The 25030-nt window shown below is 67.4% G+C and carries 19 protein-coding genes; 13 read left to right on the top strand and 6 right to left on the bottom strand.

The genetic code is table 11. The features are described 5' to 3' along the window. Positions 1-257 precede the first annotated feature (257 nt). The 6 genes from A37E_RS0119685 (at position 258) to A37E_RS0119660 (ending at position 8827) form a co-directional block, all read left to right on the top strand. Positions 258-2681 (top strand): penicillin-binding protein 1A, encoded by a 2424-nt coding sequence (locus A37E_RS0119685; RefSeq protein WP_029558182.1) that lies wholly within the window; start codon positions 258-260, stop codon positions 2679-2681. Between the two features lie 359 nt (positions 2682-3040). Continuing rightward, the gene (locus A37E_RS0119680; protein ID WP_029558181.1) at positions 3041-5533 is read left to right on the top strand and encodes an EAL domain-containing protein; all 2493 of its coding nucleotides are present in this window, start codon (positions 3041-3043) and stop codon (positions 5531-5533) included. 99 nt (positions 5534-5632) lie between these two features. Further along, positions 5633-6763 (top strand): peptide chain release factor 2, encoded by a 1131-nt coding sequence (gene prfB, locus A37E_RS0119675; RefSeq protein ID WP_024279410.1) that lies wholly within the window; start codon positions 5633-5635, stop codon positions 6761-6763. Positions 6764-6907: 144 nt separating this feature from the next. Beyond that, positions 6908-7336: a Rieske 2Fe-2S domain-containing protein gene (locus A37E_RS0119670; RefSeq protein ID WP_029558179.1), complete on the top strand. Its 429-nt coding sequence runs from the start codon at positions 6908-6910 to the stop codon at positions 7334-7336. A 155-nt stretch (positions 7337-7491) separates the two neighbouring features. Further along, positions 7492-8031, top strand: a complete 540-nt coding sequence (locus A37E_RS0119665; protein WP_029558178.1) for a hypothetical protein — start codon at positions 7492-7494, stop codon at positions 8029-8031. 304 nt (positions 8032-8335) lie between these two features. Then, positions 8336-8827 (top strand): hypothetical protein, encoded by a 492-nt coding sequence (locus A37E_RS0119660; RefSeq protein WP_156026388.1) that lies wholly within the window; start codon positions 8336-8338, stop codon positions 8825-8827. Positions 8828-8950: 123 nt separating this feature from the next. Here A37E_RS0119660 and A37E_RS0119655 read toward each other — a convergent pair whose 3' ends face one another. Beyond that, on the bottom strand, positions 8951-12679 hold the full coding sequence (locus A37E_RS0119655; RefSeq protein ID WP_029558176.1) for a vitamin B12-dependent ribonucleotide reductase: 3729 nt from the start codon (positions 12677-12679) through the stop codon (positions 8951-8953). A gap of 626 nt (positions 12680-13305) precedes the next feature. Between A37E_RS0119655 and A37E_RS0119650 the strand changes: the two genes are divergently transcribed. The 6 genes from A37E_RS0119650 to A37E_RS0119625 all read left to right on the top strand — a co-directional run bounded on the left by A37E_RS0119650 (position 13306) and on the right by A37E_RS0119625 (position 20250). Further along, positions 13306-14652 carry an MFS transporter gene (locus tag A37E_RS0119650; RefSeq protein ID WP_029558175.1) on the top strand — a complete coding sequence of 449 codons (1347 nt, stop codon included), beginning with the start codon at positions 13306-13308 and terminating at the stop codon, positions 14650-14652. A gap of 91 nt (positions 14653-14743) precedes the next feature. Beyond that, complete coding sequence (locus A37E_RS0119645) at positions 14744-16219, top strand: deoxyribodipyrimidine photo-lyase (RefSeq protein ID WP_029558174.1); 1476 nt, start codon at positions 14744-14746, stop codon at positions 16217-16219. A 124-nt stretch (positions 16220-16343) separates the two neighbouring features. Then, positions 16344-17372, top strand: coding sequence for a cysteine synthase A (locus tag A37E_RS0119640; protein ID WP_029558173.1), 1029 nt, complete (start codon positions 16344-16346; stop codon positions 17370-17372). A 67-nt stretch (positions 17373-17439) separates the two neighbouring features. Continuing rightward, complete coding sequence (sseA, locus tag A37E_RS0119635; protein ID WP_051679195.1) at positions 17440-18312, top strand: 3-mercaptopyruvate sulfurtransferase; 873 nt, start codon at positions 17440-17442, stop codon at positions 18310-18312. A gap of 324 nt (positions 18313-18636) precedes the next feature. Then, the gene (locus A37E_RS0119630; RefSeq protein ID WP_038194763.1) at positions 18637-19200 is read left to right on the top strand and encodes an acetyltransferase; all 564 of its coding nucleotides are present in this window, start codon (positions 18637-18639) and stop codon (positions 19198-19200) included. Positions 19201-19239: 39 nt separating this feature from the next. Then, the gene (locus A37E_RS0119625) at positions 19240-20250 is read left to right on the top strand and encodes an NAD(P)-dependent oxidoreductase (protein WP_156026387.1); all 1011 of its coding nucleotides are present in this window, start codon (positions 19240-19242) and stop codon (positions 20248-20250) included. Positions 20251-20396: 146 nt separating this feature from the next. On the opposite strand, the gene A37E_RS0119620 is transcribed toward A37E_RS0119625, so the two are convergent. From A37E_RS0119620 to A37E_RS0119610, 3 genes are all read right to left on the bottom strand, one after another. Beyond that, on the bottom strand, positions 20397-20954 hold the full coding sequence (locus tag A37E_RS0119620; RefSeq protein ID WP_081837692.1) for an HNH endonuclease: 558 nt from the start codon (positions 20952-20954) through the stop codon (positions 20397-20399). A gap of 160 nt (positions 20955-21114) precedes the next feature. Beyond that, positions 21115-21819, bottom strand: coding sequence for a prolyl oligopeptidase family serine peptidase (locus A37E_RS0119615; protein ID WP_051679464.1), 705 nt, complete (start codon positions 21817-21819; stop codon positions 21115-21117). Between the two features lie 13 nt (positions 21820-21832). Beyond that, entirely contained in the window at positions 21833-22483 is a 651-nt protein-coding gene (locus A37E_RS0119610; protein ID WP_038193417.1) for a DNA-3-methyladenine glycosylase, read from the bottom strand. A 57-nt stretch (positions 22484-22540) separates the two neighbouring features. Between A37E_RS0119610 and gluQRS the strand changes: the two genes are divergently transcribed. Then, entirely contained in the window at positions 22541-23461 is a 921-nt protein-coding gene (gluQRS, locus tag A37E_RS0119605) for a tRNA glutamyl-Q(34) synthetase GluQRS (RefSeq protein ID WP_029558165.1), read from the top strand. Here gluQRS and A37E_RS0119600 read toward each other — a convergent pair. Both A37E_RS0119600 and A37E_RS0119595 read right to left on the bottom strand, forming a co-directional pair. Further along, positions 23440-24381 (bottom strand): AEC family transporter, encoded by a 942-nt coding sequence (locus tag A37E_RS0119600; RefSeq protein WP_029558164.1) that lies wholly within the window; start codon positions 24379-24381, stop codon positions 23440-23442. The two genes, gluQRS and A37E_RS0119600, sit on opposite strands and share 22 nt — an antisense overlap. 11 nt (positions 24382-24392) lie before the next feature. Next, entirely contained in the window at positions 24393-24710 is a 318-nt protein-coding gene (locus A37E_RS0119595; RefSeq protein ID WP_051679194.1) for a hypothetical protein, read from the bottom strand. Between the last annotated feature and the right edge of the window lie 320 nt (positions 24711-25030).

Raw genomic sequence — 25030 nt, 5'->3', positions numbered from 1 at the left:
GCGGTGGGGGTCCGTGCAGACCCCTTTACCGTGACGGAGCGTCAAGGTCTGAGCGGGTGTGGTGAGCGGTTGCCTTGGGACTTCGCGTTTCCCAATGTAGTCGCTTCGCATCGACGCCAAGTCGGGTTATGGCAAGTCGCGCTCAGGCAGATCGCGGCCATGACGGGGTTGGCTGTCGTTGGTGGTCGGCGTGGACAGCGTGCGGTCAGTGCCCGGCTTAGGGCGTCCCTCGGGTTGCGGCGGGAGGAAGCTGCGAGATGCGGGTGATTTTGAGGTTCCTGGGTTTCCTGTTCGCGCTCGCGACGCTGGTGCTGCTGGCAGGCGCGGCGGGAGCAACCTATCAGGTCTGGAAATATTCCCAGGACCTGCCCGACTACTCCCAGTTGCAGAATTACGAGCCGCCCGTGATGACGCGCGTCCATGCGGCGGACGGCGCGCTGGTGGCGGAATATGCCAAGCAGCGGCGCCTCTATATTCCCATCCAGTCCGTGCCGCGCCTCGTGATCGAGGCGTTCCTCTCGGCCGAGGACAAGAATTTCTATGAGCACGGGGGCATCGATCCCACCGGCATCTTCCGTGCGGCCCTGACCGCCGCGCAGAATTACGGCAAGAACGTCCGCGCCCAGGGCGCCTCCACCATCACCCAGCAGGTGGCCAAGAACTTCCTGCTGACCAACGAGCGCAGCCTCGACCGCAAGATCAAGGAGGCCCTCCTCGCCCTGCGCATCGAGCGGGCCTATTCCAAGGACCGCATCCTCGAGCTGTACCTGAACGAGATCTATCTCGGCATGGGCGCCTACGGCATCGCCGCGGCGGCGCTGGTCTATTTCGACAAGTCCGTGGACGAGCTGAACGTGCAGGAGGCGGCCTATCTCGCCGCTTTGCCGAAGGCGCCGTCCAACTACAACCCCTTCCGCGAGCGCAGCCGCGCCACCGACCGCCGCAACTGGGTGATCGATCGCATGGTGGAGAACGGCTTCGTCTCCCCGCAGGAGGGCGAGGCGGCCAAGAAGGCGCCGCTGGAGGTCACGCCCCGTGCCACGGGCGCGCAGATCTTCGCCGCGGAATATTACGCGGAAGAGGTGCGTCGGCAGATCTATGAGCGCTACGGCGAGCGCAAGCTCTACGAAGGCGGCCTCTCCGTGCGCACGCCGCTCGATCCCAAGCTGCAGGTGCTGGCGAAGAAGACCCTCACCGACGGCATGGTGCGCTATGACGAGGAGCGTGGCTGGCGCAAGCCCGTTACCCACATCGAGCTCGTGCCCGGCGACGACTGGGGCGTGAAGTTGGGCGAAATCAGGGAATGGACCGACATTCCCTGGCGCCTCGCCATCGTGCTCGACGTGAGCAAGGACAATGCCCGCATTGGTCTCCAGCCGTCGCGCACCAAGTCCGGCCAGCGCTCCATCGAGCGCGAGATCGGCCTGATCCCGGCCGAGGGCGCCAAGTGGACGCGCAAGCCCATCAGCCAGGTGCTGAAGCCCGGAGACGTGGTCTATGTGGAGCCGCTCGGCGGCGCCGGTGGACAATGGCGCCTGCGCCAGCCGCCCGGCGTCGAGGGCGCCATGGTGGTGATGGAGCCCACCACCGGCCGCGTGCTGGCCCTTTCCGGTGGCTTCTCCTACGACGAGAGCCAGTTCAACCGCGCCACCCAAGCCATGCGGCAGCCGGGCTCCTCGTTCAAGCCCATCGTCTATTCGGCCGCGCTCGACAACGGCTACACGCCGTCGACCATCGTCATCGACGCCCCGTTCGAGCTTGAGCAGCAGGGCCAGGAAACCTGGCGGCCGGAGAACTACTCCAAGAAATATTACGGCCCGCAGACGCTGCGCTTCGGCCTTGAGCAGTCGCGCAACGTGATGACGGTGCGCCTCGCCAACGACGTGGGCATGCCCATCATCGCCGAATACGCCAAGCGCTTCGGCATCTATGACGACATGCCGCCCTACCTCGCCATGGCGCTCGGCTCCGGCGAGACCACGCTGATGCGCATGACCGGTGCCTACGCCATGATCGCCAACGGCGGCCGCAAGGTGACGCCGTCGCTGATCGACCGCATCCAGGACCGCTATGGCCACACCATCTATCGCCACGACGAGCGCGAGTGCCGCGGCTGCGAGGCGACCAAGTGGGAGAACCAGCCCGAGCCGTCCCTGATCGACCGGCGCCCGGTGGTGCTCGATCCCATGACCGCCTACCAGATCACCTCCATGATGGAGGGCGTGGTGCAGCGCGGCACGGGCACGGCGCTCAAGGAACTGGGCAAGCCCATCGCCGGCAAGACCGGCACGACCAACGACGAGAAGGACGCCTGGTTCATCGGCTTCACGCCGGAAATCGTGGTCGGTATCTATCTCGGCTACGACAAGCCCAGGCCCATGGGCAAGGGCTCCACCGGCGGCCTCCTCTCCGCGCCCATCGCGCGCGACTTCATGAAGGTGGCCATCGCCGATCGTCCGGCCATCCCGTTCCGGGTGCCGGCCGGCATCAAGCTGGTTCGCATCGACCGCAAGAGCGGACAGCGCACCAGCGCGGGCGACGGCAATGCCATCCTCGAAGCCTTCAAGCCGGGCACTGCCCCGCCGGACGGCTATTCGGTGGCTGGCTATGCGGGCACCGACGGGTCAAATCCCGAGCCCGTCACCCCGGTGGCCCGAAGCGGCACGGGCGGCCTCTACTGAGGCTCTTATCGTACTCCTGATGCTCCGCTGCCCCCTCCTTCGCGGCGGCAGCGGAGCCATAGGCCGGCCCTTGAGCGTGGCCGTGCGTCAGTATGCTGCAACGCTGGTGATGGCGGTCCTGCGGGCACGCGCCTGCAAGGATTCTCGGCGGATACGGTGCCATGGCGACCGCGTCCCGGGACGCCGCTGCGAGCCCGGATTTTGACGCAGATTAACCTCATTCTTGTACCGTTCCTGTACAAGCGCCCAGAGATAGGTAAGCTAGTCACGCATGCCACTGGGTAAGCTGAAGATGTTGCGGGCGGACGGCCCGATGGCGTCCTCTTGACGCTTGGGGCCCACGGCCGGGAGCTTCAGCCATGGACGGGAAAATGGCGGATCGCCCAGCAGCTGCCCGCGCCCAAGGCCGCGAGGCCGTTGTCTTCTTCGACACGAACAACCTCGTCACCTTCATCAACACGGCGGCCGAGCGCCTGTGGGGATTGAGTCAGGCCGAGGCGATCGGGCGCGACGTGGGCGAACTCATCCCCGGCGCAAGCGAGGAACGGGGGGGTGAACTTCCCCTCTCCATCGTGCGTAACGATGGCTCGCTCCTGGAGGGCGTCGTCTCCGTCACCCGCGCCCAGCACAAGCGCGAGACCTATTACATCGCATTCGTGCGCCCCGCGCTGAGCCCCGTGGCGCCGCAGATGAGCCTTGGAATCCTGGCCGCGGTCGCCGAAAAGACCGACCGGGGCGTCCTCGTCGCCGACGCGCACGGCAAGGTGATCTACGCCAACTCCGCGTTCCATGACATGCTGGACGCCGGTATTGAAGGGCCGACCGGCCTCACCCTCGCCGAGCTGTTCTGCGGACGGCTCGGAAACGGCGGGTTCGCCGAACACATCAAAGACGCCATGGAACGGCGCATCTCCCTTGCGGAGGATGTCTCGCTCAAGGGCAAATCCGGAATGGAGGTCTGGGTGTCGGCAAACGTCACTCCGGTCATGGACCGCCAGACGGGCGAACTGGAGCAGGTGGTCGCCGTCATCGCCGACATCACCCACACCCGGCTCGTGGAAGACTTGCAGCGCCAGGTGCTCGGCGCGCTGGCCGCCGATGCGCCCATGGCCGACATCATGGACATCCTGTGCCGCAAGGTGCAGGGCCTCGCGCCCGACGCGCTCTGCTCCATCCTCGGCGTCACCGCGGACGAGCGCCTCACCGTGCTCGCCGCCCCGAGCCTTCCAGCGGAGTTTTCCGCTGCGGTGGAGGGGGTCGCCATCGGCCCCAGGAGCGGCAGCTGCGGCACGGCCGCCTTCCGCGGGGTGCCGGTGCTGGTGGAGGACATCGCCACCAGTCCCCTCTGGGAGGACTTCCAGGACCTGCCCGTCCCGCCCGGCATCACCGGCTGTTGGTCCATCCCGGTGAAGCTGCGCGGCGGCAAGGTGGCGGCCACCTTCGCCTTCTATTTCAAGACCGCGCGCGGCCCCACGCCGTGGCTCGAGAACGTCGTCGCCGCCTGCTCCGATCTCTGCGCGCTGGCGCTGGAGCGCTTCGAGGCCAAGAAGCGCATCGAGATGCTGGCCAACGTGGACACGCTGACCGGCCTCGCCAACCGGCGCCAGCTCCATGCGATCCTTGAGGAATTGCTGGTGGAGGCCCGCACGCTCGAGCAGCCGCTCGCCGTGCTCTACCTCGACATCGACCACTTCAAGGATGTGAACGAGACGCTCGGCCATTCCACCGGCGACGAGCTCCTGGTGGAGGTGTCGCGCCGGCTCAAGGCGCAGCTTCGCACCGGCGACGTGGTCGGACGGACCGGCGGCGACGAGTTCCTCATCATCGTGCACGACTGCACCGCGGAGGAGGCGGCCCGCATCGCCCGGCGGCTGCTGGAATATGTGGCGGCGCCCATCACCGCGCAGGCGCTCCACCTCACCATGTCCGCGTCGGTCGGCATCGCGCTCTTTCCCGAGCACGGAGCCGATGCGGAAACACTGCTCAAGCACGCTGATACCGCCGTGCATGAGGCCAAGCGCAAGGGGCGCGGCAAGTTCCATTTCTTCACCGAGGAACTGAACCGGCGGGTGCTGGACCGGCTCGTGCTTTCGGTGGCGCTGCGCGAGGCGATCCAGAACCGCGCCCTGCGCCTCGTCTACCAGCCGCAGGTGCTGCTTGCGTCCGGCGCGCTCCATGGCGTCGAGGCGCTCTCGCGCTGGACGGACCCGATCTACGGCGATGTGCCCGCCACCCGCTTCATTCCGCTCGCCGAGGAATACGGCCTCATCGAGAGCATCGACGAATGGGCGGTGGAAACCGCCTGCCAGCGCATCGCCGCCTGGCGCGCGGAGGGCGTGGACGTCCCGCACGTCTCGGTGAACCTCTCGCCGCTCAGCTTTCGCGGCGGCGATATCGTCGGCTTCATCTCCGGGGCGCTGCGCGAGTACGACCTGAAGCCGTCGGACCTCAGGGTCGAGATCACCGAACGGGTGATGATGGACCAGCACCCGAACTCCTTCGCCACGGCGCGGGCCATCGAGGCGCTCGGCGTGCGCATCGCCATGGACGATTTCGGCACCGGCTATTCCAGCCTCAGCGCCCTCTCGCGCCTCCCCATCGCCGAGCTGAAGATCGACCGCTCCTTCATGCTCTCCATCGAACAGGACCAGAATGCCCAGGCGCTGGCCACGGCGGTGATCCGCATCGGCCACAGCCTCGGCATGACGGTGGTGGCGGAGGGCGTGGAGACGCAGGCGCAGGCCGATCTCCTGCGATTCCTCGGTTGCCACGCGGCGCAGGGCTTCCTTTTCGCCCGTCCCATCGAAGCGGCGGACGTCGGCACCTGGCTCGCCGCGCAGCGAGCCCGGTGAGCCATTTCTTCGCCTGATCCCCTTCCCCGCCGGCCCGGCGTTTACACCCGCGCGCCCCGCCGCTATTTTCCGCGGCCCTCAGCCGGAGAAAGATGAGCCATGCGCGCGGAACTCGCCGCAAAAGTCGACGAGATCAAAGCCTCCCTCGACCTGTTGCGGTCCCACCTCGACGTGGACCGCTCGCGCCGGCGCCTGGCCGAACTCAACGCCATCGTTGAAGATCCCAAGCTCTGGGACGATCCCGAGCGGGCGCAGAAGCTGATGCAGGAACGCACCAGCCTGGAGGACGGTCTCGGCGCCATCGATCGGGTGGAGCGCGACCTTGCCGACAACATCGAGCTGATCGATCTCGGCGAGTCGGAAGGCGACGAGGGCGTGATCTCCGAGGCCGCAGCATCCCTCGACGGGCTGAAGGCGGAACTCGCGCGGCGCGAGCTGGAGGCCCTGCTGTCCGGCGAGGCCGATTCCAACGACAGCTATCTCGAAGTCCATGCCGGTGCCGGCGGCACCGACAGCCAGGACTGGGCGGAGATGCTCCTGCGCATGTACCGTCGCTGGTGCGAACGCCACGGCTTCAAGGTGGAGCTGATGGACGAGAGCCAGGGCGAGCAGGCCGGGTTGAAGTCCGCCACCATCCAGGTGAAGGGCCACAATGCCTATGGCTGGCTGAAGACCGAGGCGGGCGTCCACCGCCTGGTGCGCATCTCGCCCTTCGATTCCAACGCGCGGCGGCAGACCTCCTTCGCCTCTGTGGATGTCTATCCCGTGGTGGACGACCGCATCGTGGTGGACATCAAGGAAGCCGACGTGCGGGTGGACACCATGCGCTCGGGCGGCGCGGGCGGCCAGCACGTGAACAAGACGGAATCGGCGGTGCGCCTCACCCACATTCCCACCGGCATCGCCGTGGTGAGCGAGGGCGACCGCTCCCAGCACAAGAACCGCGCCACGGCCTGGAACATGCTGCGCGCCAAGCTCTACGACCTCGAGCTGAAGAAGCGCGAGGCGGAGGCCATGGCCGAGCAGGCGGCAAAGACCGACATCGGCTGGGGCCACCAGATCCGCTCCTACGTGCTCCAGCCCTACCAGCTGGTGAAGGACCTGCGCACCGGCGTCACCTCCGGCACGCCGCAGGAGGTGCTGGACGGCGATCTCGATCCCTTCATGCAGGCCGCCCTCGCCCAGCGCGCCTATGGCGGCGGGCCGGAGAGCGTCGACGACGTGGACTGATCCCCCGGGGAAATCAGTCCGGCCACCGGCCATTCCGCCCTCCGACGGGTAATGTCGGAGACGCGACAATTGGGGCCGCCTGAGCAGCGGCCCCGTTTTTGCTTCAGCTTTCCCGCCCCGTCCGGGCCTGGGAAAGCTGTTGTGATGACCGAACTCTTCGCCATCTGCGCCACCTACGAAATTCAGGATGGCGACGCCCGCGGCTTCGTGCTCGCGCGGCTCGACGCGGACGGCAACAAGAAGGCGTGGCCGATCTTCATCGCCCGCCGCGGCAACAGCTTCCACGGCTACGAGAATGTCTGCCCGCACGAGGGCAAGCGGCTCGATGCCTATCCCGGCGAGTTCCTGGACCGCGAAGCCAATTTCCTCGCCTGCGGGCGACACCAGGCGAAGTTCGACCCCGACACCGGCGTCTGCTTCATCGGCCCCTGCAAGGGCAAGTCTCTCACCCCCATCGAGATCGTCGTGGATGACGGCGACGTCTGCCTCGTCAACGTTCCCCTCGCCGAGGAGGACGGCCTGGACGTGGAGGACCCCAACGAGATGCCCGAGGTATTGATTGCCGGCGATTGAGGCACACGCCTCCGCTGGACAAGAGGTCGTGTCCGAAGGGCACGGCAGACCGGGGCCTCGTGCCCGGTCCGGCCATCCACGGCCGGCGCACACGAGGGTCTCCACGGCACGCCTTTTGGGGCACGCCCATAACGACCTCACCCAAGGACTTTCCCATGACCGCTGTTGCTGACACGCCTTTTGCCAAGCTGAGCACCGAGGGCCGCCTGCTGAAGCCGACCCTGAATGCCGACACCCACGTCGCCGGCCGCTTCGGCTTCCGCGGCGAGATTGCCTATGACGGGCCGGAGACGGTGCTGAAGGAGGTGTTCTCGGTCGCGGAAGACGGCAAGCCCGCCATCGGCTTCCTCGCCGGCTCCATCACCAGCTACGAGAACCTGCCCAAGCTGGTGGAAACGCTCGGCGCCGCGCTGGACGGTGACGGCAAGTATTTCGTCTATATCTCGGACCTGCCCCAGGGTAACCGCCTGCTGATCCGCTTCGGCGACGTGAAGATCTTCGCCATCTTCCTCGATGAGACCTCGGTCTACAACGAGCTGATCGACACCTTCTACGTGGACAAGGTGAAGCTCAAGAAGTTCGACACCGCCGCCAAGCTCGACGCCCTCGCCGACGTGGGGCTGAAATATGCGGAAGTCGCGCACTACAAGGAAGTGTCCTACGAGGACGGCCTCGCCATCAAGAACGCCGCCTGATCAGGCATTGTCCGGGGACGGAGGGCTGCCCCGCCTCCGTCTGCCCGCCACCGACATTGCCCCGAGCCGTTCGCGCAAAGTTGTCTTCCTGCAATTTCAGCCGGACAGATAAATTTTGCATCCGATTGACGGTAAAATAGTCCGACACACAGCCTGCCTTTCTGGCCTCGTCCGAATATCGCGACGAAGTTTTTGTCTTGTGCCTGCAAAATCAACCCCATAGCTTGGCCGCGTTTTGGCTATCCGCGCGAAACGTCGGCGGACCATCGGGGGCACTCGAATGGCGAGGTTTTTTTCAGGGAGAATGCTGACGACAGCAATTCTCGGTTTCGCTCTTGCCGGGTTCACGTCAGGCGCGGCGCGCGCCTTCGGTGGGGGCGACTGCAACATGTTCGCTCAGTCGAACATCGCGCGGGTGCAGGAGATATCCATCGATACCGGAGGCGCGGATTTCGGCGACTTCCCCCACCTGTTCGGGTCCCCCCTCGGCAAGGCGATCATCTGCTGGGCGAGCGATGGCCGCGTGGCGGTCCGAGGCACCCTGTTCGCCGATAACTTCCGCGAACCCATCCAGGCCATTCTGAAGGTGCGCTTCCGCAGCAACAGCGGTACCTGGACGCCCTTCGCGCAGGGTGACGTGTCCGGCAACGGCGGCCTGGTCGCCTTCCAGAGATTCTTTCGCACCTCGCCGCGCGGGCAGTTCAACCGCGTCCAGATTCGGTTGGAGACCTTCCGGGATTCCGCCCTCCCCAACGACCGGGCGATTACGGTCGCGGACGAGATCTTCCGGCGCTGAGCCGGTCCCGCAGATCTGACCTGAAGCAGTGGGTTGGTCCGGAAGGATTTGGGTCCGGCCCAAAACGCAAAATGCCCGGGACCGTGGTCCCGGGCATTGTTTTTACCGAAGAAGCGAACCCCCTCAGCTGCAGCCGGTCGTCCCGCCGCAGGTATCGCACTTCAGGCAGGTGCCGTTGCGCACCATGGTGAAGTTCATGCACTCGGGGCAGGCTTCACCCTCATAGCCCTTGGCCTTGGCCTCGGCGCGGGCTTCGGCCTTGCGGGCGGTGGCGGACCAAGGGAGCGACTTCTCCATCAGGCTCTCCACCGCCGCTTCCAGATGCTCCACCTCGGGCGAGGCCTCGGCGAGTTCAGCGGTGTCGGTCTTCAGCGCGGTCGCGCCGACGGTGGTCGCACGGAGCATGGTCACGTTGTCGGTGCCCGAACGCGGCTCGGGGGCCACCGGCTGGGACACCAGCAGGTTGACCGTCTTGCCGCGCACAAGACCCTTGGAGACGATGCGGGCCGACGGATTGGTCGGCGCCTTGCCCTCGTCCACGCCCTTGCCGAGGGCGTCGAAGCCGGTCTCGGAGAGGTCCACGTGGCCGAGATCGTTGCGGCCGAGATAGCTCACCGCCAGCTCGCGGAACACGTAGTCGAGCATGGAAGTGGCGTACTTGATGGTGTCGTTGCCCTGCACCGGGCCGGCTGGCTCGAAGCGGGTGAAGGTGAAGGCGTCCACATATTCATCGAGCGGCACGCCGTACTGGAGGCCGAGCGAGATGGCGATGGCGAAGTTGTTGAGGAGCGAGCGGAGCGCTGCGCCCTCCTTGTGCATGTCGATGAAGATCTCGCCGAGGCGGCCGTCATCATATTCGCCGGTGCGCAGATAGACCTTGTGGCCACCCACCACCGCCTTCTGGGTGTAGCCCTTGCGGCGGTCGGGCATCTTCTCCCGCTCGCGCACGCGGTGCTCGACGATGCGCTCCACAACCCGTTCGACGATCTTCTCGGTGACCGACGCGGTGCGGGCCGCGTTGGGCTGGGCGAGCACGGCGTCCAGCGCGTCGTCCTCCTCCTCGTCGTCCGCCACCAGCTGGGCATTGAGCGGCTGGGACAGCTTGGAGCCGTCGCGATAGAGCGCGTTCGCCTTCAGCGCGAGGCGCCAGGAGAGCAGGTAGGCCGCCTTGCAATCCTCGACGCTGGCGTCGTTGGGCATGTTGATGGTCTTGGAGATAGCGCCCGTGATGAAGGGCTGCGCCGCCGCCATCATGCGGATGTGGCTCTCCACCGAGAGGTAACGCTTGCCGATGCGGCCGCACGGGGAGGCGCAGTCGAACACCGGCAGGTGCTGGGCCTTAAGGAAGGGCGCGCCCTCCAGCGTCATCGCCCCGCAGACATGCACATTGGCGGCGTCGATATCGGCCTTGGAGAAGCCGAGGAAGGCGAGCAGGTCGAACTTCGGGTCGGCAAGCTGGGCCGCCGGCACCTTCAGGCTGTTGGCGAGGAATTCCTCACCGAACGTCCAGCGGTTGAAGGCGAACTTGATGTCGAACGCGGTCTTCACCGCGGCCTCGGCCTTGGCGATGGCCGCGTCGTCGAAGCCCTTGGCCCGCAGAGAACCATGGTTGATGGCCGGCGCGTTGGCGAGCGAGCCGTGGCCCACCGCATAGGCCTCGATCTCGGCGATCTCGGCTTCCTTGTAGCCGAGGGTGCGCAGCGCCTCGGGCACGGCGCGATTGATGATCTTGAAGTAGCCGCCGCCGGCCAGCTTCTTGAACTTCACCAGCGCGAAGTCGGGCTCGATGCCGGTGGTGTCGCAGTCCATCACCAGGCCGATGGTGCCGGTGGGGGCGATCACCGAGACCTGCGCGTTGCGGTAGCCGTGCTTCTCGCCCAGCTCCAGCGCCTTGTCCCAGGCCGCGGTGGCATGGGCGACGAGGCGGGTGTCCGGGCAGGACAGGTGATCGAGCGGCACCGGGGCGATGGAGAGGCCCTCATAACCCTCGGCGATGCCGTGGGCGGCGCGGCGGTGGTTGCGGATCACCCGCAGCATGGACTGGGCATTGGCCGAATAGGCCGCGAACGTGCCCAGCTCCTTCGCCATCTCGGCGGAGGTGGCGTAGCAGACGCCGGTCATGATGGCCGAGAGCGCGCCGCAGATGGCACGGCCCTGCGGCGAGTCATAGGGAATGCCGCTCGACATGAGCAGGCCGCCGATATTGGCATAGCCGAGGCCCAGCGTGCGGTACTCGTAGGAGAGCTCGGCGATGCGGCGCGAGGGGAACTGCGCCATCAGCACGGAGATTTCCAGCACCACGGTCCACAGCCGCACGGCGTGCTCGTAGCTCTCGACGTCGAACCGCTTCTCGGCGTCGCGGAACTGCAGCAGGTTCAGCGAGGCGAGGTTGCAGGCCGTGTCGTCGAGGAACATGTATTCCGAGCACGGGTTGGAGGCGCGGATTTCGCCGGCCGCCGGGCAGGTGTGCCAGTCGTTCACCGCGGTGTGGAATTGGATGCCGGGATCGGCGCAGTGCCACGCGGCCGAGCCGATCTTCTCCCACAGCTCGCGGGCCTTGATGGTCTTCGCCACCTTGCCGTCGGTGCGGCGGATGAGCTTCCAGTCCTCGTCGGCCTCGACGGCGCGCAGGAAGTCGTCGGTGACGCGGACGGAATTGTTGGAGTTCTGGCCGGCGACGGTGATGTACGCCTCACCGTCCCAATCGGTGTCGTAGATGGCGACATCGATGTCCTTGTAGCCCTGGCGGGCATACTGGATCACCCGGCGGATGGCAGCGTCGGCCACCGCCGCCTTGCGGGCGGCCTTGATCTCGCGCTTGAGGGCCGGGTTCTTCTCCGGGTCGAAGCAGTCGTCGCCATTGCCCTCGCAGTTCACGCAGGCCTTGAGCACGGCCTTGAGGTGCTTGGCATTGAGCTTGGAGCCGGTGACGAGGGAGGCGACCTTCTGCTCCTCGATCACCTTCCAGTCCACATAGGCCTCGATATCCGGATGGTCGGCATCGACCACCACCATCTTGGCGGCGCGGCGGGTGGTGCCGCCGGACTTGATGGCGCCCGCCGCGCGGTCGCCGATCTTGAGGAAGCTCATGAGGCCGGACGAGCGGCCGCCGCCGGACAGCTTCTCGCCCTCGCCGCGCAGCGCGGAGAAGTTGGAGCCGGTGCCGGAGCCGTACTTGAACAGGCGCGCCTCGCGCACCCACAGGTCCATGATGCCGCCGTCACTCACCAGATCGTCGCTGACAGACTGGATGAAGCAGGCATGCGGCTGGGGATGCTCATAGGCCGAGGTGGAGGCCGTCAGCTCGCCGGTCTGGTAATCCACATAATAGTGGCCCTGCCCCGGCCCATCGATGCCGTAGGCCCAGAACAGGCCGGTGTTGAACCACTGCGGCGAGTTGGGCGCGGCCATCTGCATGGCGAGCATGTAGCAATGCTCATCGAAGAAGGCCTGCGCGTCGGCCTCGCTGTCGAAATAGCCACCCTTCCAGCCCCAGTAGGTCCAGGTGCCGGCCAGACGATCGAACACCTGCTTGGCCGAGGTCTCGCCGACAAGGCGCTCCTTCTCGGGCAGGCCGGCAAGCGCCTCGTGGTCGGCCACGGAACGCCACAGGAAGGAGGGGATGGAATTCTCCTCCACCTTCTTCAGGCGCGCGGGCACACCGGCCTTGCGGAAATATTTCTGGGCGAGGATATCGGACGCGACCTGCGAGAACTGCGCAGGCACCTCGATGCCCTCCTGGCGGAAGACCACGGAGCCGTCGGGGTTGCGGATCTCGCTCACGGTCTCGCGGAACGGAATGTCCGCGTAAGGGGAACGACCCTCTTGCGTGTAGCGGCGTTCGACGCGCATGACCGGTGCTCCTTCGGCTCGGCCCCGCTCGGGCCGATCATTCTACAGGACGAATATGGCGGACGTGACAAACCGACGGGCATGGCGCAGCGCGCCGCGCCAGGCGGGTTGGAAATTCGCGGGTTCCGGGAGGCCCGCCAGCATTCACCGATACGTACCCGTGGGATGCCGGCTGCCGAGGACCGAACGCTAGTGCGAGTCTGGCCTGCCGGTCAAACCCCTCTTTGCCACCAATTGGGGCCATCCAACCCCTCTTCCTACTATATATGGTGCCTACCCGCAGGTTATCAAATTCCTAACGAGCCTTGCGCCGGCTCGATTTTCACGTGCCCGTGACAGACGCGAGCCCGGTGGCGGGAGCGGAGAAGTCATCACCGTCATCCACAGCTTGCGGTCGGGGATGGGGACGATCGGCGCCGATCCGCCATGCGCTGCCCGCAGGGCGGCCTCTCGCCGGCTCAGGACGCCAGCACTGGCGAAGGTGGACGCAATAAACTATCAGAACCCGCAAACAGCCTGCGCGCCGGCCTTCTCTGCCCCCTGCCGTCGCGACAGAAAATTGCCGGACCCTTCAGCCGCCGCCAACGGCTCCCGGCCTTTACGGGGCGCAGTTGGAAAGTACCGGCATGTCCACCACCTTCGCCGCAGACGCGGCGCCAGCAGCCAATCCCCGCTCCCGCGTCATCCTCGCGAGCCTGATCGGCACCACCATCGAGTTCTACGACTTTTACGTCTATGCCACGGCGGCGGTGCTGGTGTTTCCGCACCTGTTCTTCCCGGCCGGCAATGACACGACGGCGCTCCTCGCCTCGTTCGCCATCTTCGGCGCGGCCATGGTGGCGCGTCCGCTGGGCGCCATCTTCTTCGGCCACCTCGGCGACAAGAAGGGCCGCAAGATCACTCTGGTGGGCGCGCTGCTCACCATGGGCATAGCTACCTTCCTCATCGGCCTGCTGCCCACCTTCCAGACGGCCGGCTGGTTCGCGCCCCTGCTTCTGGTGATCCTGCGCCTTGCGCAGGGCTTCGCGCTGGGTGGCGAGTGGAGCGGCGCGGCGCTGGTCGCCACCGAGAATGCGCCGGCCGGCAAGCGCGCCGTCTACGGCACCTTCCCCCAGCTCGGTGCGCCCATCGGCTTCATCATCGCCAACGGCCTGTTCCTCGCCATCGCGGCGCTCATGCCGTCGAGCGATCCCTCCCGCCCGTCCGACGCCTTCCTGTCCTGGGGTTGGCGCCTGCCCTTCCTGTTCTCGGCGGTGATGGTGATCGTGGGCCTGTGGGTGCGCATGTCGCTGGTGGAGAGCCCGGCCTTCGCCAAGGCGCTCGAGCACGGCCGCATCCAGAAGCTGCCGCTGGCCGCAGCGTTCAAGACCCACTGGCGCGAGCTGATCCTCGGCACCTTCTACATGCTCGCGACCTACGTGCTGTTCTACCTGATGACCACCTTCTCGCTCAGCTACGGCCGAGCCCCGACCACGGCGGCGGTGCCGGGGCTCGGCTATGACTACCGCACCTTCGTGCTGATGATGATCGGCGGCGTGGTGTTCTTCGGCATCTTCACCTTGGTGTCCGGCCCCTGGGCCGACCGCTGGGGCCGCCGCCGCACGCTGATCGGCATCACCGCCGCCATCGTGCTGTTCGGCCTTTTGTGGGTGCCGATCCTCTCCGCCGGCCCGGTGGGCGTGATGGCGTGGCTCATCATCGGCTTCACGCTGATGGGCCTCACCTTCGGCCCCATGGGCGCGCTGCTGCCGGAGCTGTTCCCGGCCAACGTGCGCTACACGGGCTCGGGCATTTCCTACAATGTCTCGTCCATCCTCGGCGCGGCGGTGGCCCCGTTCATCGCGGTGGCGCTGTGGAGCTATGGCGGCGGCAGCCCGTTCTGGGTTGGCGTCTATCTCTCGGTCATGGCGCTGCTCACGCTCACAGCCCTGCTCATCGGCAAGGAAACCCGCGACGTGAACATGGACCACTGAGGGCCTGACGCGCCGCACGTCGCACGCCACTTGCGCCGGACGGGAAAAGGGAGTGAACCTCCCGGGTCCCGTCCGCGTAGGAAGGTGCGTCATGACAGCCGCTCCATCCCTCCTGTGGTTCCGCGACGATCTGCGCCTCGCCGATAACCCGGCGCTGAACGCCCTCGCCGAGGCCGGCGCGCCCATCGCTGCGCTCTATGTCCTGGATGAGGACAGCCCGCACATCCGCCCGCTCGGCGGCGCCGCCCGCTGGTGGCTCGCCCAATCCCTGCGGGCGCTCAGGGCCGACCTCTCCCATCATGGCATTCCCCTGATCCTGCGGCAGGGGCCGGCCACCCGCATCGTGCCGGAGGTGGCGGCCGCGCTGGGCGCCGCCACCGTCGCCTTCAACGACCGGGCGGGCGAGGCCGAGGGCAAGCTGGACCGCGCCATCACCGCCCGGCTCAACGCCGAGGATCGCCGCGTGCTGCGCTTCTGCGCCCACCTGCTGCATCCACCCGGAACGGTGCTGGGCGGATCGGGGCGCATGCCGCGCACCTTCTCCTCTTTCCATCGCGCGGCCCTGCGCGAGCGCGATCTCTCCCCGCCCCTTCCCGCCCCGAAGCGCCTCAAGGGCGTCACCCGTGCGCCGGATGGCGACACGCTGGAGAGCTTCGCGCTGGAGCCGGAAAAGCCCGACTGGGCCGGCGGCCTGCGGGCCGACTGGAGTGTCGGGGAGGCGGCAGCGCGCGCGCGCCTGTCGGCCTTTATCGCCGAGGGCCTGAAGGGCTACGCCGTCGGCCGCGACCGGCCGGACCTCGATCACGTCTCCCGGCTCTCGCCGCACCTGCGGTTCGGCGAGATATCCCCGCGGCAAATCCTCTTCGCCGTCCGCCACGCGGTGGACGCGGGCGATGTGCCCGCCAGCGACGCGGCCAAGTTCGAGGCCGAACTCTACTGGCGGGAGTTTTCCTACCATCTCCTCGCCGAGGAGCCGGACATCGCCCGGCGCAATATCCAGCCCAGCTTCGACGCCTTCCCCTGGCGGGAGTGCTCCGGCGAATTGAAGGCGTGGCGGCGCGGCCTCACCGGCTATCCGCTGGTGGACGCGGGCATGCGCCAGCTCTGGCAGACGGGCTGGATGCACAACCGGGTGCGGATGGTGGTGGCCTCCTTCCTCGCCAAGCACCTGCTCATCGACTGGCGCTCGGGGGAGGACTGGTTCTGGGACACGCTGGTGGATGCGGACGCCGCCAACAATGCCGCGTCCTGGCAATGGGTGGCCGGCTCCGGCCTCGACGCCGCGCCCTACTTCCGCATCTTCAATCCGGTGATGCAGGGCGAGAAGTTTGATCCCGAGGGCACCTATGTGCGCACCTATGTGCCCGAGCTGAAGCGCCTGCCGGCCAAGCTCATCCACCACCCGTGGACCGCCCCGCAGGATACCCTCGCCGCCGCAGGCATCAGGCTGGGCCACACCTATCCCAAGCCCCTCGTGGACCACGCCGCCGCCCGCGACCGCGCCCTGCGGGCCTTCGAGCATCTGCGGCACGCGGCCCCCGCCGAAGCGCGCACGGCTGCCCGCTGACGCCTCGTCCCGGCGCAATCCCATGCGTTTGCGCCGGCCTTGCAACGCCGCTATTGAGGGGAGACGCGCGCCGAGGCAGCATAAGGCCCATTAAATTTCACATTGCGATGAAGGTATTTCTTCCATGATCCGTAACGGCCTTGTGGACTCCATCGGAAACACACCCCTTATCCGTCTGAAACGGGCCTCCGAGGAGACCGGCTGCGACATCCTCGGCAAGGCGGAGTTCCTCAATCCCGGCCAGTCGGTGAAGGACCGCGCGGCGCTCGGCATCATCCAGGATGCGGTGGCCCGCGGCGAGCTGAAGCCCGGCGGGGTGATCGTGGAAGGCACGGCCGGCAATACGGGCATCGGCCTCGCCCTGGTGGCCGCGCCGCTCGGCTTCCGCACCGTGATCGTCATTCCCGAGACCCAGTCCCAGGAAAAGAAGGACATGCTGCGGCTCGCCGGCGCCACGCTGGTGGAAGTGCCGGCCGTGGCCTACGCCAACCCGAACAATTACGTGAAGGTCTCCGGCCGCCTCGCCGAGGCGCTGGCCAAGACCGAGCCCAACGGTGCCATATGGGCCAACCAGTTCGACAACGTGGCCAACCGGCAGGCCCATATCGACACCACCGGCCCGGAAATCTGGGAGCAGACGCAGGGCAAGGTAGACGGCTTCATCTGCGCCGTCGGCACCGGCGGCACGCTGGCCGGCATCGGCATGGCGCTGAAGGCCCGCAACAAGGACATCAAGATCGGCCTCGCCGATCCCATGGGCGCCGCGCTCTATTCTTACTACACCACCGGCGAACTGAAGGCCGAGGGCTCCTCCATCACCGAGGGCATCGGGCAGGGGCGCATCACCGCCAACCTAGTCGACGCGCCGGTGGATGCCGCCTTCCAGATCCCGGACGAGGAGGCGTTGCCCGTGGTGTTCGACCTGCTGGAGCACGAGGGCCTGTGCCTCGGCGGCTCGTCGGGCGTGAACGTCGCCGGCGCCATCCGCCTCGCGAAGGAGCTGGGGCCGGGCCACACCATCGTGACCATCCTCTGCGACTACGGCACGCGCTACCAGTCGAAGCTGTTCAACCCCGAGTTCCTGCGCTCCAAGAACCTGCCGGTGCCCGAATGGCTGGAACGCAAGGCCGAGGTGCCGAACGTCCTCGTCTGATGGCTTGACGCGGGGCACGTTCCAGCCGAGGAAACCGCGCCCCCGCCCGAACGCGAGCGAGATCGTCATGAGCACTGCGTCCGAGACTACCCTGCCGGTGGACACACCTGAGAGCCCGTTCGTCTCCACCGAATGGCTCGCGGCCAATCTCGGTGCGCCGGACCTCGTGGTGGTGGACGCCTCCTGGCACATGCCGGCCTCGGGCCGCAGCGGGGCGAAGGAATATCTCGCCGAGCACATTCCCGGCGCGGTGCATTTCGACATCGACACCATCGCCGACCACTCCACCCCCCTGCCCCACATGCTGCCGGACGCGCACAGCTTCGCGGTGGCCGTGGGGGCGCTGGGCATCGGCGATGGCCTGCGCATCGTGGTCTATGATTCCGTCGGCCTGTTCTCCGCGCCGCGCGTGTGGTGGACCTTCCGCGCCTTCGGCGCGGGCGACGTGAAGCTGCTGGATGGCGGCCTGCCCAAGTGGAAGGCCGAAGGCCGCCCGCTGGAGGATGGCCCGGTGCGCCGCCTGCCGGCGAGCTTCACCCCGCGCTTCGACCATTCCCTCGTCGCCGACATCGAGCGGGTCGACCAGGCACTCAAGACCGGTTCGGCGCAGGTGCTCGACGCCCGCCAGGACACCCGCTTCCGCGGCGAGGCGCCGGAGCCGCGCGAGGGCCTGCCCTCCGGGCACATGCCGGGAAGCTTCAACCTGCCGCACGGCCTGCTCGTGAAGGACGGACGCCTCGTGCCGCCGGCCGAACTGCGCAAGGCCATCGACGGCTCCGGCCTCGATCTCGCCCGCCCGGTCATCACCTCGTGCGGCTCCGGCGTCTCCGCCGCCATCCTCTGGGTGGCGCTGGAAATGGTCGGAAAGCAGCCCCTCGCCCTCTATGACGGCTCGTGGACCGAATGGGGCGCGAGCGGCAAGGAGATCGCCGTCGGCTGACGGCGCGCAACCTGGAGCGGGGCCGCGCCTGCGGCAGCGTGGGCACTGCAAAAGGATTTGCTGTGCAGCGCAAAAATGGTATCTCATCTCATACGTTTGAATGAGGTGAGCTGCCTTGGCGTCCGCAGGAACCGAGGATCGTGAGCGCCGGTTTCGGCGCCGGCCCTCCTTGTCACGTGTCGTCGGCGGATCGTCTCAGGATGATCGACGTCGCTTCGAAACGATCAGCAGCGCCTCAGGCTCCGCCTCGATATCCGTGACGCCGTAATGCGCGGCAAAGCCGCGGCACCCGAGATTGGCTCCCTGTCGGAAGATTTCCCCGCCATGTCGATTCTTGATGCGAAGCAGTCGTCGTCGGTCTTCGGCAAACCGAGCTTCTCGCTCTCGCACCGCATCCACCGGGCGGTATGGAATGTGACGTGGCTCCTTCTGGCCTCGTGGACGCCGCCACCGCTCCATGCCTGGCGTCGTTTCCTGCTGCGGCTGTTCGGCGCCAAGATCGCGCCGGGCGCGCGCATCTACGGCTCGACCAAGGTCTGGTATCCGCCCAACCTCACCATGGGGCGGCACTCCGTCATCGGCTGGGGCACCCTCGTCTACACTCAGGACAAGGTGGAGCTTGAGGAGTTCGCCAACGTGGCCCAGCGCTGCCACCTGTGCACCGGCTCCCACGACATCGACGATCCCGACTTCCAGCTCATCACGCGCCCGATCCTGATCCGCCGCCACGCCTGGGTCGCCTCCGACGCCTTCGTCGGACCGGGGGTCACCATGGAGGAAGGCGCGGTTCTCGGCGGGCGGGGCGTCGCCTTCAAGTCGCTCGCCGCCTGGACCGTCTACGGCGGCAACCCGGCCCGCGAAATCCGCAAGCGCAGGCCGGTCGCCTGAGGCCCCGTCTCCCGAAATATCCGGTTGGAGTTCATTGCGATGTCGAATGATCGCCGTCTGCTAATTACGGGTGGATCCGGGTTCATCGGGTCTGAACTGGCACGCCTCGCCGGCGAGGCTGGCTTCGAGATCGTCAACCTCGACATCAAGCCGCCCGTTGCCGCCTCACAGAAGCCGATGTGGCGCCAGCTCGACGTGCGCGACGCGGACGCGGTCCGCCGCGCGGTCCTGGAGGCTCAGCCGAGCCACATCGCTCACCTCGCCAGCGACATCGACGTCAACATCAAGCACCTGCACGAATTCAAGACCACCATCGACGGCACCCGCAACGTGCTGGCCGCGGCCGAGGCCCTGCCCGGCCTCAAGCGCTTCCTGCACACGTCCACCCAGTATGTGGTGCGCCCCGGCGTGGTGCCGAAGTCGGAAACCGACTACGTGCCCTACACCGTCTACGGCGAGGCGAAGACCGAGACCGAGCGGCTGGTGCGTGCGAGCAAGGTCGGCGATTGGATCATCGCCCGTCCGACCGTGATCTGGGGTCCCGGCCATCCGTCCTTCGCCCAGCAGATCTGGCGCCGCATGGCCGAGGGGCGCTATCGCCACCCGGCGACGGCCAAGCCGCTTATGCGCGGCTACGGCTATGTCACCAACACCGCCTGGCAGATGCTCAAGCTGCTGGAGGCGCCGCGCCCGAACCTGTCCCACACCGTCTATTATCTCGGCGACGGCATGATCGAGTACGGCGCCTGGGCCGATGCCTTCTGCGTGCCGCTCACCGGACGCCCGGCCAAGCGCCTGCGCACGGAAGGGCTCTGGGCACTGGGCGCCATCGGCTCGGCCATGCGCGCTGCGGGACTGCCGGCCCCTTACGACATGGGCCGCTATTTCCGCATGACCACCCCCGGCCCGACCGACTTCGGGCCCATCAACGGGGTGGCAAACCCGCTCCAGGTCTCCTTCGACGAGGGCGTCGCTCGCACGCTGGTCTGGTTGCGCCAGGTGGATCCGGTGCTGTTCGCCGGCAACAAGGCGGCACGGCAGGCGGCCTGACCGCGCGGAAGACCCGGCGGAGTGGCATCGTCTCCGCCGGCCGTGGACGGAGCGCCCAGCTGCCCGGCGCGGGTTTCGGCATGGCCGTATCCGCGTTCGCGGTATCTCAGTCAGGCGCGCTGATGTGAGGGGCAAGGCGATATCGCCTAGGGATCGAGCTCGGTATCCCAGTAGAGATAATCCAGCCAGCTCTCATGCAGGTAGTTCGGCGGGAAGTGCCGGCCGTTCTGATGGAGATCGTGGACGGACGGCTGGAAGGGCGTCTGCGCGGGCCACATCCCCGCATCCGCCGGCATATGGCCGCCCTTGCGCAGATTGCACGGGGAGCAGGCCGCGACCACGTTCTCCCAGGTCGTCTGCCCTCCCTTCGAGCGTGGGATCACGTGGTCGAAGGTGAGATCCTCGCGGGAGCCACAATATTGGCAGGAGAAGCGGTCGCGCAGGAAGACGTTGAAGCGGGTGAAGGCGGGCTGCCGGGTCGGCTTCACGAAGGTGCGCAGTGAAACGACGCTGGGCAGCCGGATTTCAAAGCCCGGACTTCGCACCGCCTTGTCGTAATATTCGACGATGTTCACCCGGTCGAGAAAGACCGCCTTGATGGCATCCTGCCAACTCCAGACCGACAGCGGGTAATAGCTCAACGGGCGGTAGTCCGCGTTGAGCACGAGCGCTGGCCAGGCACCTGGTGACAAAGCAGTGGTCAAGGACCGAACTCCTCGTCTTCGCACCCGAATCGCGCCTGACGATCCCGGTACGCGGCGGATACTCTATATGCTCCGTGTCACTGTTGTGAAGCCGAGGCCAAACCACGGCCATTTCCGGGCATTTACTCGCGCCACCACCGCGCGTGCTTCCGTTACCGTCTCAGCGCGGCTTCGCTGCGAGGAACTCGGCGAGGAAGGCACCGCCATGGGCGAGGCCGCCATCGTCGATGCCGTGCCCGAGCCCCTGACTGAGGTGCCACTCCACCGGCACGCCGGCATCGGCGAGGCCGCGGGCGGAGGCAAACAGGGCCTGGGCCGGTATCACCTCGTCCTCCGTGCCGTGCACCAGAAGGATGGGCGGGCGCGTGCGGAGTTGCAGGTCGCGCGGCACCCCACCCGCCGCCTCCACCCACAGACCCGAATAGGAGACAACGGCGGCCGGTGCCACGGCGGCGGTGGTCGCGATCTTCAGCGCCATCATCGCGCCCTGGCTGAAACCGACCAGCGCCAGCCGCGACGGCGGCAGATCGTATTTCGCCAGTTCAACTTCCAGGAACGCCGCCAGCACGGGCGCCGCAGCCTCGGCACCGCGGGCCAGTTCGTGGGGATCACGGAAGCTCAGCGGGAACCACTGCCGCCCCACCGGCGCCTCCCCGCAGGGGTCGGGGGCGTGGGGCGAGATGAAAGCCGTTCCCGGCAGGAGGTCGGCCCAGGCGTTGCCGAGGTCGATGAGGTCGCGCCCGTCCGCGCCATAGCCGTGCAGCAGCACGACGAGGCTGTCAGGCGCGCCGCCGTGGCGCGGGCGCAGGCGCGGGCCGTCGAGAATGGGCTCGTCGAGGGAAACGCCGTCGAGGGGAAAGGACATGGGCACGCTCTTCTCAGGCCGGGGCGCCGAGGCGGGCGCGCCGCGCACCATAATACGCCCACAGCAGATGAGCCGCCACGCCACGCAGCGGCCGCCAATCCTCGGCGATGGCGCGCAGGCCGAGGGGCGTGCAGCGGCCGCCCAGCTCGAACGCATCGCCCATCGCCACCTGGAGCGCGAGGTCGCCGTGGGGAAAGGCATCGGCGCGACCGAGACAGAACAGAAGATAGATGTCGGCGGTCCAAAGCCCGATGCCGGGCAGCCGCGTCATCACCTCAGCCGCGGCATCCGCCTCCATGCGCGCCACGGCCTCAAGGTCCACCTCGCCTTCCGCCAGAGCGCGGGCGATGCCGGTGAGGGTGCGGATCTTCGGTGCGGACAGGCCGGCCCCGCGCAATGTCTCCACCGGCGCGGCCAGCATGGCCTCCACCGTGGGCGTCCCGCCCATCGCGGCCTCGAACCGGGCGGAGATGGCCCGTGCCGAGGCCACCGACAATTGCTGCGCGATCACCACCGCGCACAGGCCGGCAAATCCGGGCGGCCGGCGGCGCAGGGCCGGGCGCCCGGCCACCTCCGCCACAGGAACGAGGCGATCATCAAGCTCCAGCAGTTGCGCGAAGGCGCGGTCGAACACGCCCTGGTCGGTGAGCAGCGGCTCCTTCATTCCGCAAACCCACAGGCTTGTCTGTCACACCGGGATATCGCTCTAATAGCGGACGCCATGCCCCAGCCTCCCCTTCCCTTCGTCTGCCGCTTCGCACCGAGCCCCAACGGCCGGCTGCATCTCGGCCACGCCTTTTCGGCGCTGGTGAATGCCGAGGCGGCGGCCCGCACGGGCGGCACCTTCCTGCTGCGCATGGAGGACATCGACACCACCCGCTGTCGACCCGAATTCGAACAGGGCGTCCTCGATGACCTCGCCTGGCTCGGCATCGTGCCCGCCGCACCGCCGCGGCGCCAGTCCGAGCACTTCGCGGATTATGCCGAAGCAATGGCGCGGCTGGAGGCCATGGGCCTCGTCTATCCCGCCTTCGAGAGCCGCTCCGACATCGCGCGCGCCGTGATCGAAAGCGAGGCGAAGCTCGGACGCGCGGCCCCGCGGGATCCGGATGGAGCGCCGCTCTATCCCTTCCAGCGCTCAGGGCTGTCCGACGGGGAGCGCGCACAGCGGCGGGCGGCGGGCGAGCCTTATGTGCTGCGGCTGGACATGGAAGCAGCGCTCACGGCTATCGGCAGTGGGCCGCTCTTCTGGCCCGAAGCCCGGGATCTGCCGGAAGGCCCGGCCGCCCCGGCGCCGGCCGATCCCGCACAGTGGGGCGACGTGGTGCTGGCGCGGCGGGACGTGCCGACGTCCTATCACCTGTCAGTGGTGGTGGACGACGCGCTGCAGGGGATCACCCGCGTCATCCGCGGCATGGACCTGTTCCACGCCACCTCGGTCCACGTGCTCCTGCAGCGGTTGCTGGGCCTTGCGACGCCGGTCTATCACCACCACCGGCTGATCCTCGACGGCAGCGGCCACAAACTCTCCAAGAGCAATTCGGCCACCAGCCTGCTGGCGCTCAGGAATTGCGGCGCGACGCCAGACGACATCCGCGCGCGGCTGGGGCTCGATGCGCTTCAGCCGACCCCGAGGATGTAGAGCCAGAACGCCACGGTGACCACCGCAAGCCCGGTGGAGAGCGAGACTGCGCTGGTGGAGGTGGCCACCCCCACACCATAGCGCTGCGCCAAAAGATAGCCGTTGACGCCGCTCGGCATGGCCGCGAACAGCACCGCCACGCCGGCCCACACCGGCGGCATGCTGAAGACCATGGTGAGCGCGAACACCGCCGCCGGATGGACGATGAGCTTCAGGAAGCTGATGAGCGCCGAGGGCAGGAGATCGCCCCCCGCCATGCCGTAGCGCTTCAGCGACAGACCGAGGGAGATGAGCGCGCAGGGCGTCGCGGCGGCGGAGAGAAGGTCGATCATCTGCTTCGGCACGCCCACGGCCTGGATGCCCACCACCTTGGCCAGCGCCCCGGCATAGATGCCGAGCAGAATGGGGTTGAAGGCGAGCGCCTTGCCGAGCCGCATCATGGTCGCGCGGGAAAAGCCGTGGCTGCCCTCCAGCATCACGGTAGCGGCCACCAGCATCACCGGCAGGTGGATGGCGATGAGCAGGAACAGCGGCACCGCTCCCGCTTCGCCATAGGCCTTCAGGATCAACGGCACGCCGACGAACACAGTGTTGGCCTGGCCCGCGGCGAAGCCGTGGATGACCGCTTCCTGCCGCCCCCGCCCGAACAGCCGCTCCGCCGCCACCATGGCGATGGCGAACACGAAGAAGGCGCCGGCGAAATAGGCGATCCAGTAGCCCCACGGCTGGGCCTCGGGCAGCTTCGATTCGGTCAGCGTCTTGAAGATGAGGACCGGCACAGACAGGCTGAACACGAACTCCGCCAGCCCATCCGTCGCCCGTTCGCTGACGAGGCCGATCCGGGCGGAGATGTAGCCCACCAGCACCATGCCGAACACCGGCAGGACGATGACGGAAATGTCCGCAAGCGTGTTGAGCATGGCCGTTTCCGTCAGGCCGCCCGCATCTGCGCCGTCTGCTCGGCGGTCGTGAGGTCCGCCGTGCGGACGCCCACCATGACGCCGAGCCTCTGGCTGAGGCGCACGGCGACGGCCTCCTCCGCGGCGAATGCGATGGTGACGCTGAGGGTGTCTGCGTCCGTCCGGCAGTCGACGCGGCTGGGCAGGACGTCGTGGATCACGAACGGCTCCAGCAGGCGCAGCAGCAGGTTGGTTTCCGGCTCGGCCGCGACGGCGAGGCGAAACGAGGACTGTTGCGGACGGACAGGGGAGGAGCCGTCGCGATGAGCGGCGGGTTCACGGCTGGACATGGGGGACGATCCGGACTGATGCGGGCCTTGCCGCGCAATTCTCTGGGCAGTCACCTTAATGGGCCTGCCCCGGCGGAGGATCGCGCCGCGGCCGTCGAAGGCCTCAGGCGCGCAAGTCTACCCGGCCGACAGGGTCGACCGGGCGAGGAATTCGCCGAAGGGCCGGAAGGTGGGCCGGCATATGGCATCCGGAACGAAGCATGACGCGGACGTTAGGCTCCTCGGAAGGGACCGTCAACCGATGGGCAAATCGTTTTAGCCGTAAAATGCCAGCGAACGGAGATCCAAAACGCAAACGGCCGGGCAGTGCCCGGCCGCGA

Source organism: Xanthobacter sp. 91 (assembly GCF_000702385.1).
In the GTDB taxonomy this organism is placed as follows: domain Bacteria; phylum Pseudomonadota; class Alphaproteobacteria; order Rhizobiales; family Xanthobacteraceae; genus Xanthobacter; species Xanthobacter aminoxidans.
The sequence above is the reverse complement of the archived record's forward strand: the minus strand, read 5'-3'. Positions and strand labels throughout refer to the sequence as shown.

Coding starts and splice junctions, on each gene's coding strand:
- A37E_RS0119685 (WP_029558182.1), top strand. CDS start 258: ATGCGGGTGATTTTGAGGTTCCTGGGTTTCCTGTTCGCGCTCGCGACG.
- A37E_RS0119680 (WP_029558181.1), top strand. CDS start 3,041: ATGGACGGGAAAATGGCGGATCGCCCAGCAGCTGCCCGCGCCCAAGGC.
- prfB (WP_024279410.1), top strand. CDS start 5,633: ATGCGCGCGGAACTCGCCGCAAAAGTCGACGAGATCAAAGCCTCCCTC.
- A37E_RS0119670 (WP_029558179.1), top strand. CDS start 6,908: ATGACCGAACTCTTCGCCATCTGCGCCACCTACGAAATTCAGGATGGC.
- A37E_RS0119665 (WP_029558178.1), top strand. CDS start 7,492: ATGACCGCTGTTGCTGACACGCCTTTTGCCAAGCTGAGCACCGAGGGC.
- A37E_RS0119660 (WP_156026388.1), top strand. CDS start 8,336: ATGCTGACGACAGCAATTCTCGGTTTCGCTCTTGCCGGGTTCACGTCA.
- A37E_RS0119655 (WP_029558176.1), bottom strand. CDS start 12,679: ATGCGCGTCGAACGCCGCTACACGCAAGAGGGTCGTTCCCCTTACGCG.
- A37E_RS0119650 (WP_029558175.1), top strand. CDS start 13,306: ATGTCCACCACCTTCGCCGCAGACGCGGCGCCAGCAGCCAATCCCCGC.
- A37E_RS0119645 (WP_029558174.1), top strand. CDS start 14,744: ATGACAGCCGCTCCATCCCTCCTGTGGTTCCGCGACGATCTGCGCCTC.
- A37E_RS0119640 (WP_029558173.1), top strand. CDS start 16,344: ATGATCCGTAACGGCCTTGTGGACTCCATCGGAAACACACCCCTTATC.
- sseA (WP_051679195.1), top strand. CDS start 17,440: ATGAGCACTGCGTCCGAGACTACCCTGCCGGTGGACACACCTGAGAGC.
- A37E_RS0119630 (WP_038194763.1), top strand. CDS start 18,637: ATGTCGATTCTTGATGCGAAGCAGTCGTCGTCGGTCTTCGGCAAACCG.
- A37E_RS0119625 (WP_156026387.1), top strand. CDS start 19,240: ATGTCGAATGATCGCCGTCTGCTAATTACGGGTGGATCCGGGTTCATC.
- A37E_RS0119615 (WP_051679464.1), bottom strand. CDS start 21,819: ATGTCCTTTCCCCTCGACGGCGTTTCCCTCGACGAGCCCATTCTCGAC.
- A37E_RS0119610 (WP_038193417.1), bottom strand. CDS start 22,483: ATGAAGGAGCCGCTGCTCACCGACCAGGGCGTGTTCGACCGCGCCTTC.
- gluQRS (WP_029558165.1), top strand. CDS start 22,541: ATGCCCCAGCCTCCCCTTCCCTTCGTCTGCCGCTTCGCACCGAGCCCC.
- A37E_RS0119600 (WP_029558164.1), bottom strand. CDS start 24,381: ATGCTCAACACGCTTGCGGACATTTCCGTCATCGTCCTGCCGGTGTTC.
- A37E_RS0119595 (WP_051679194.1), bottom strand. CDS start 24,710: ATGTCCAGCCGTGAACCCGCCGCTCATCGCGACGGCTCCTCCCCTGTC.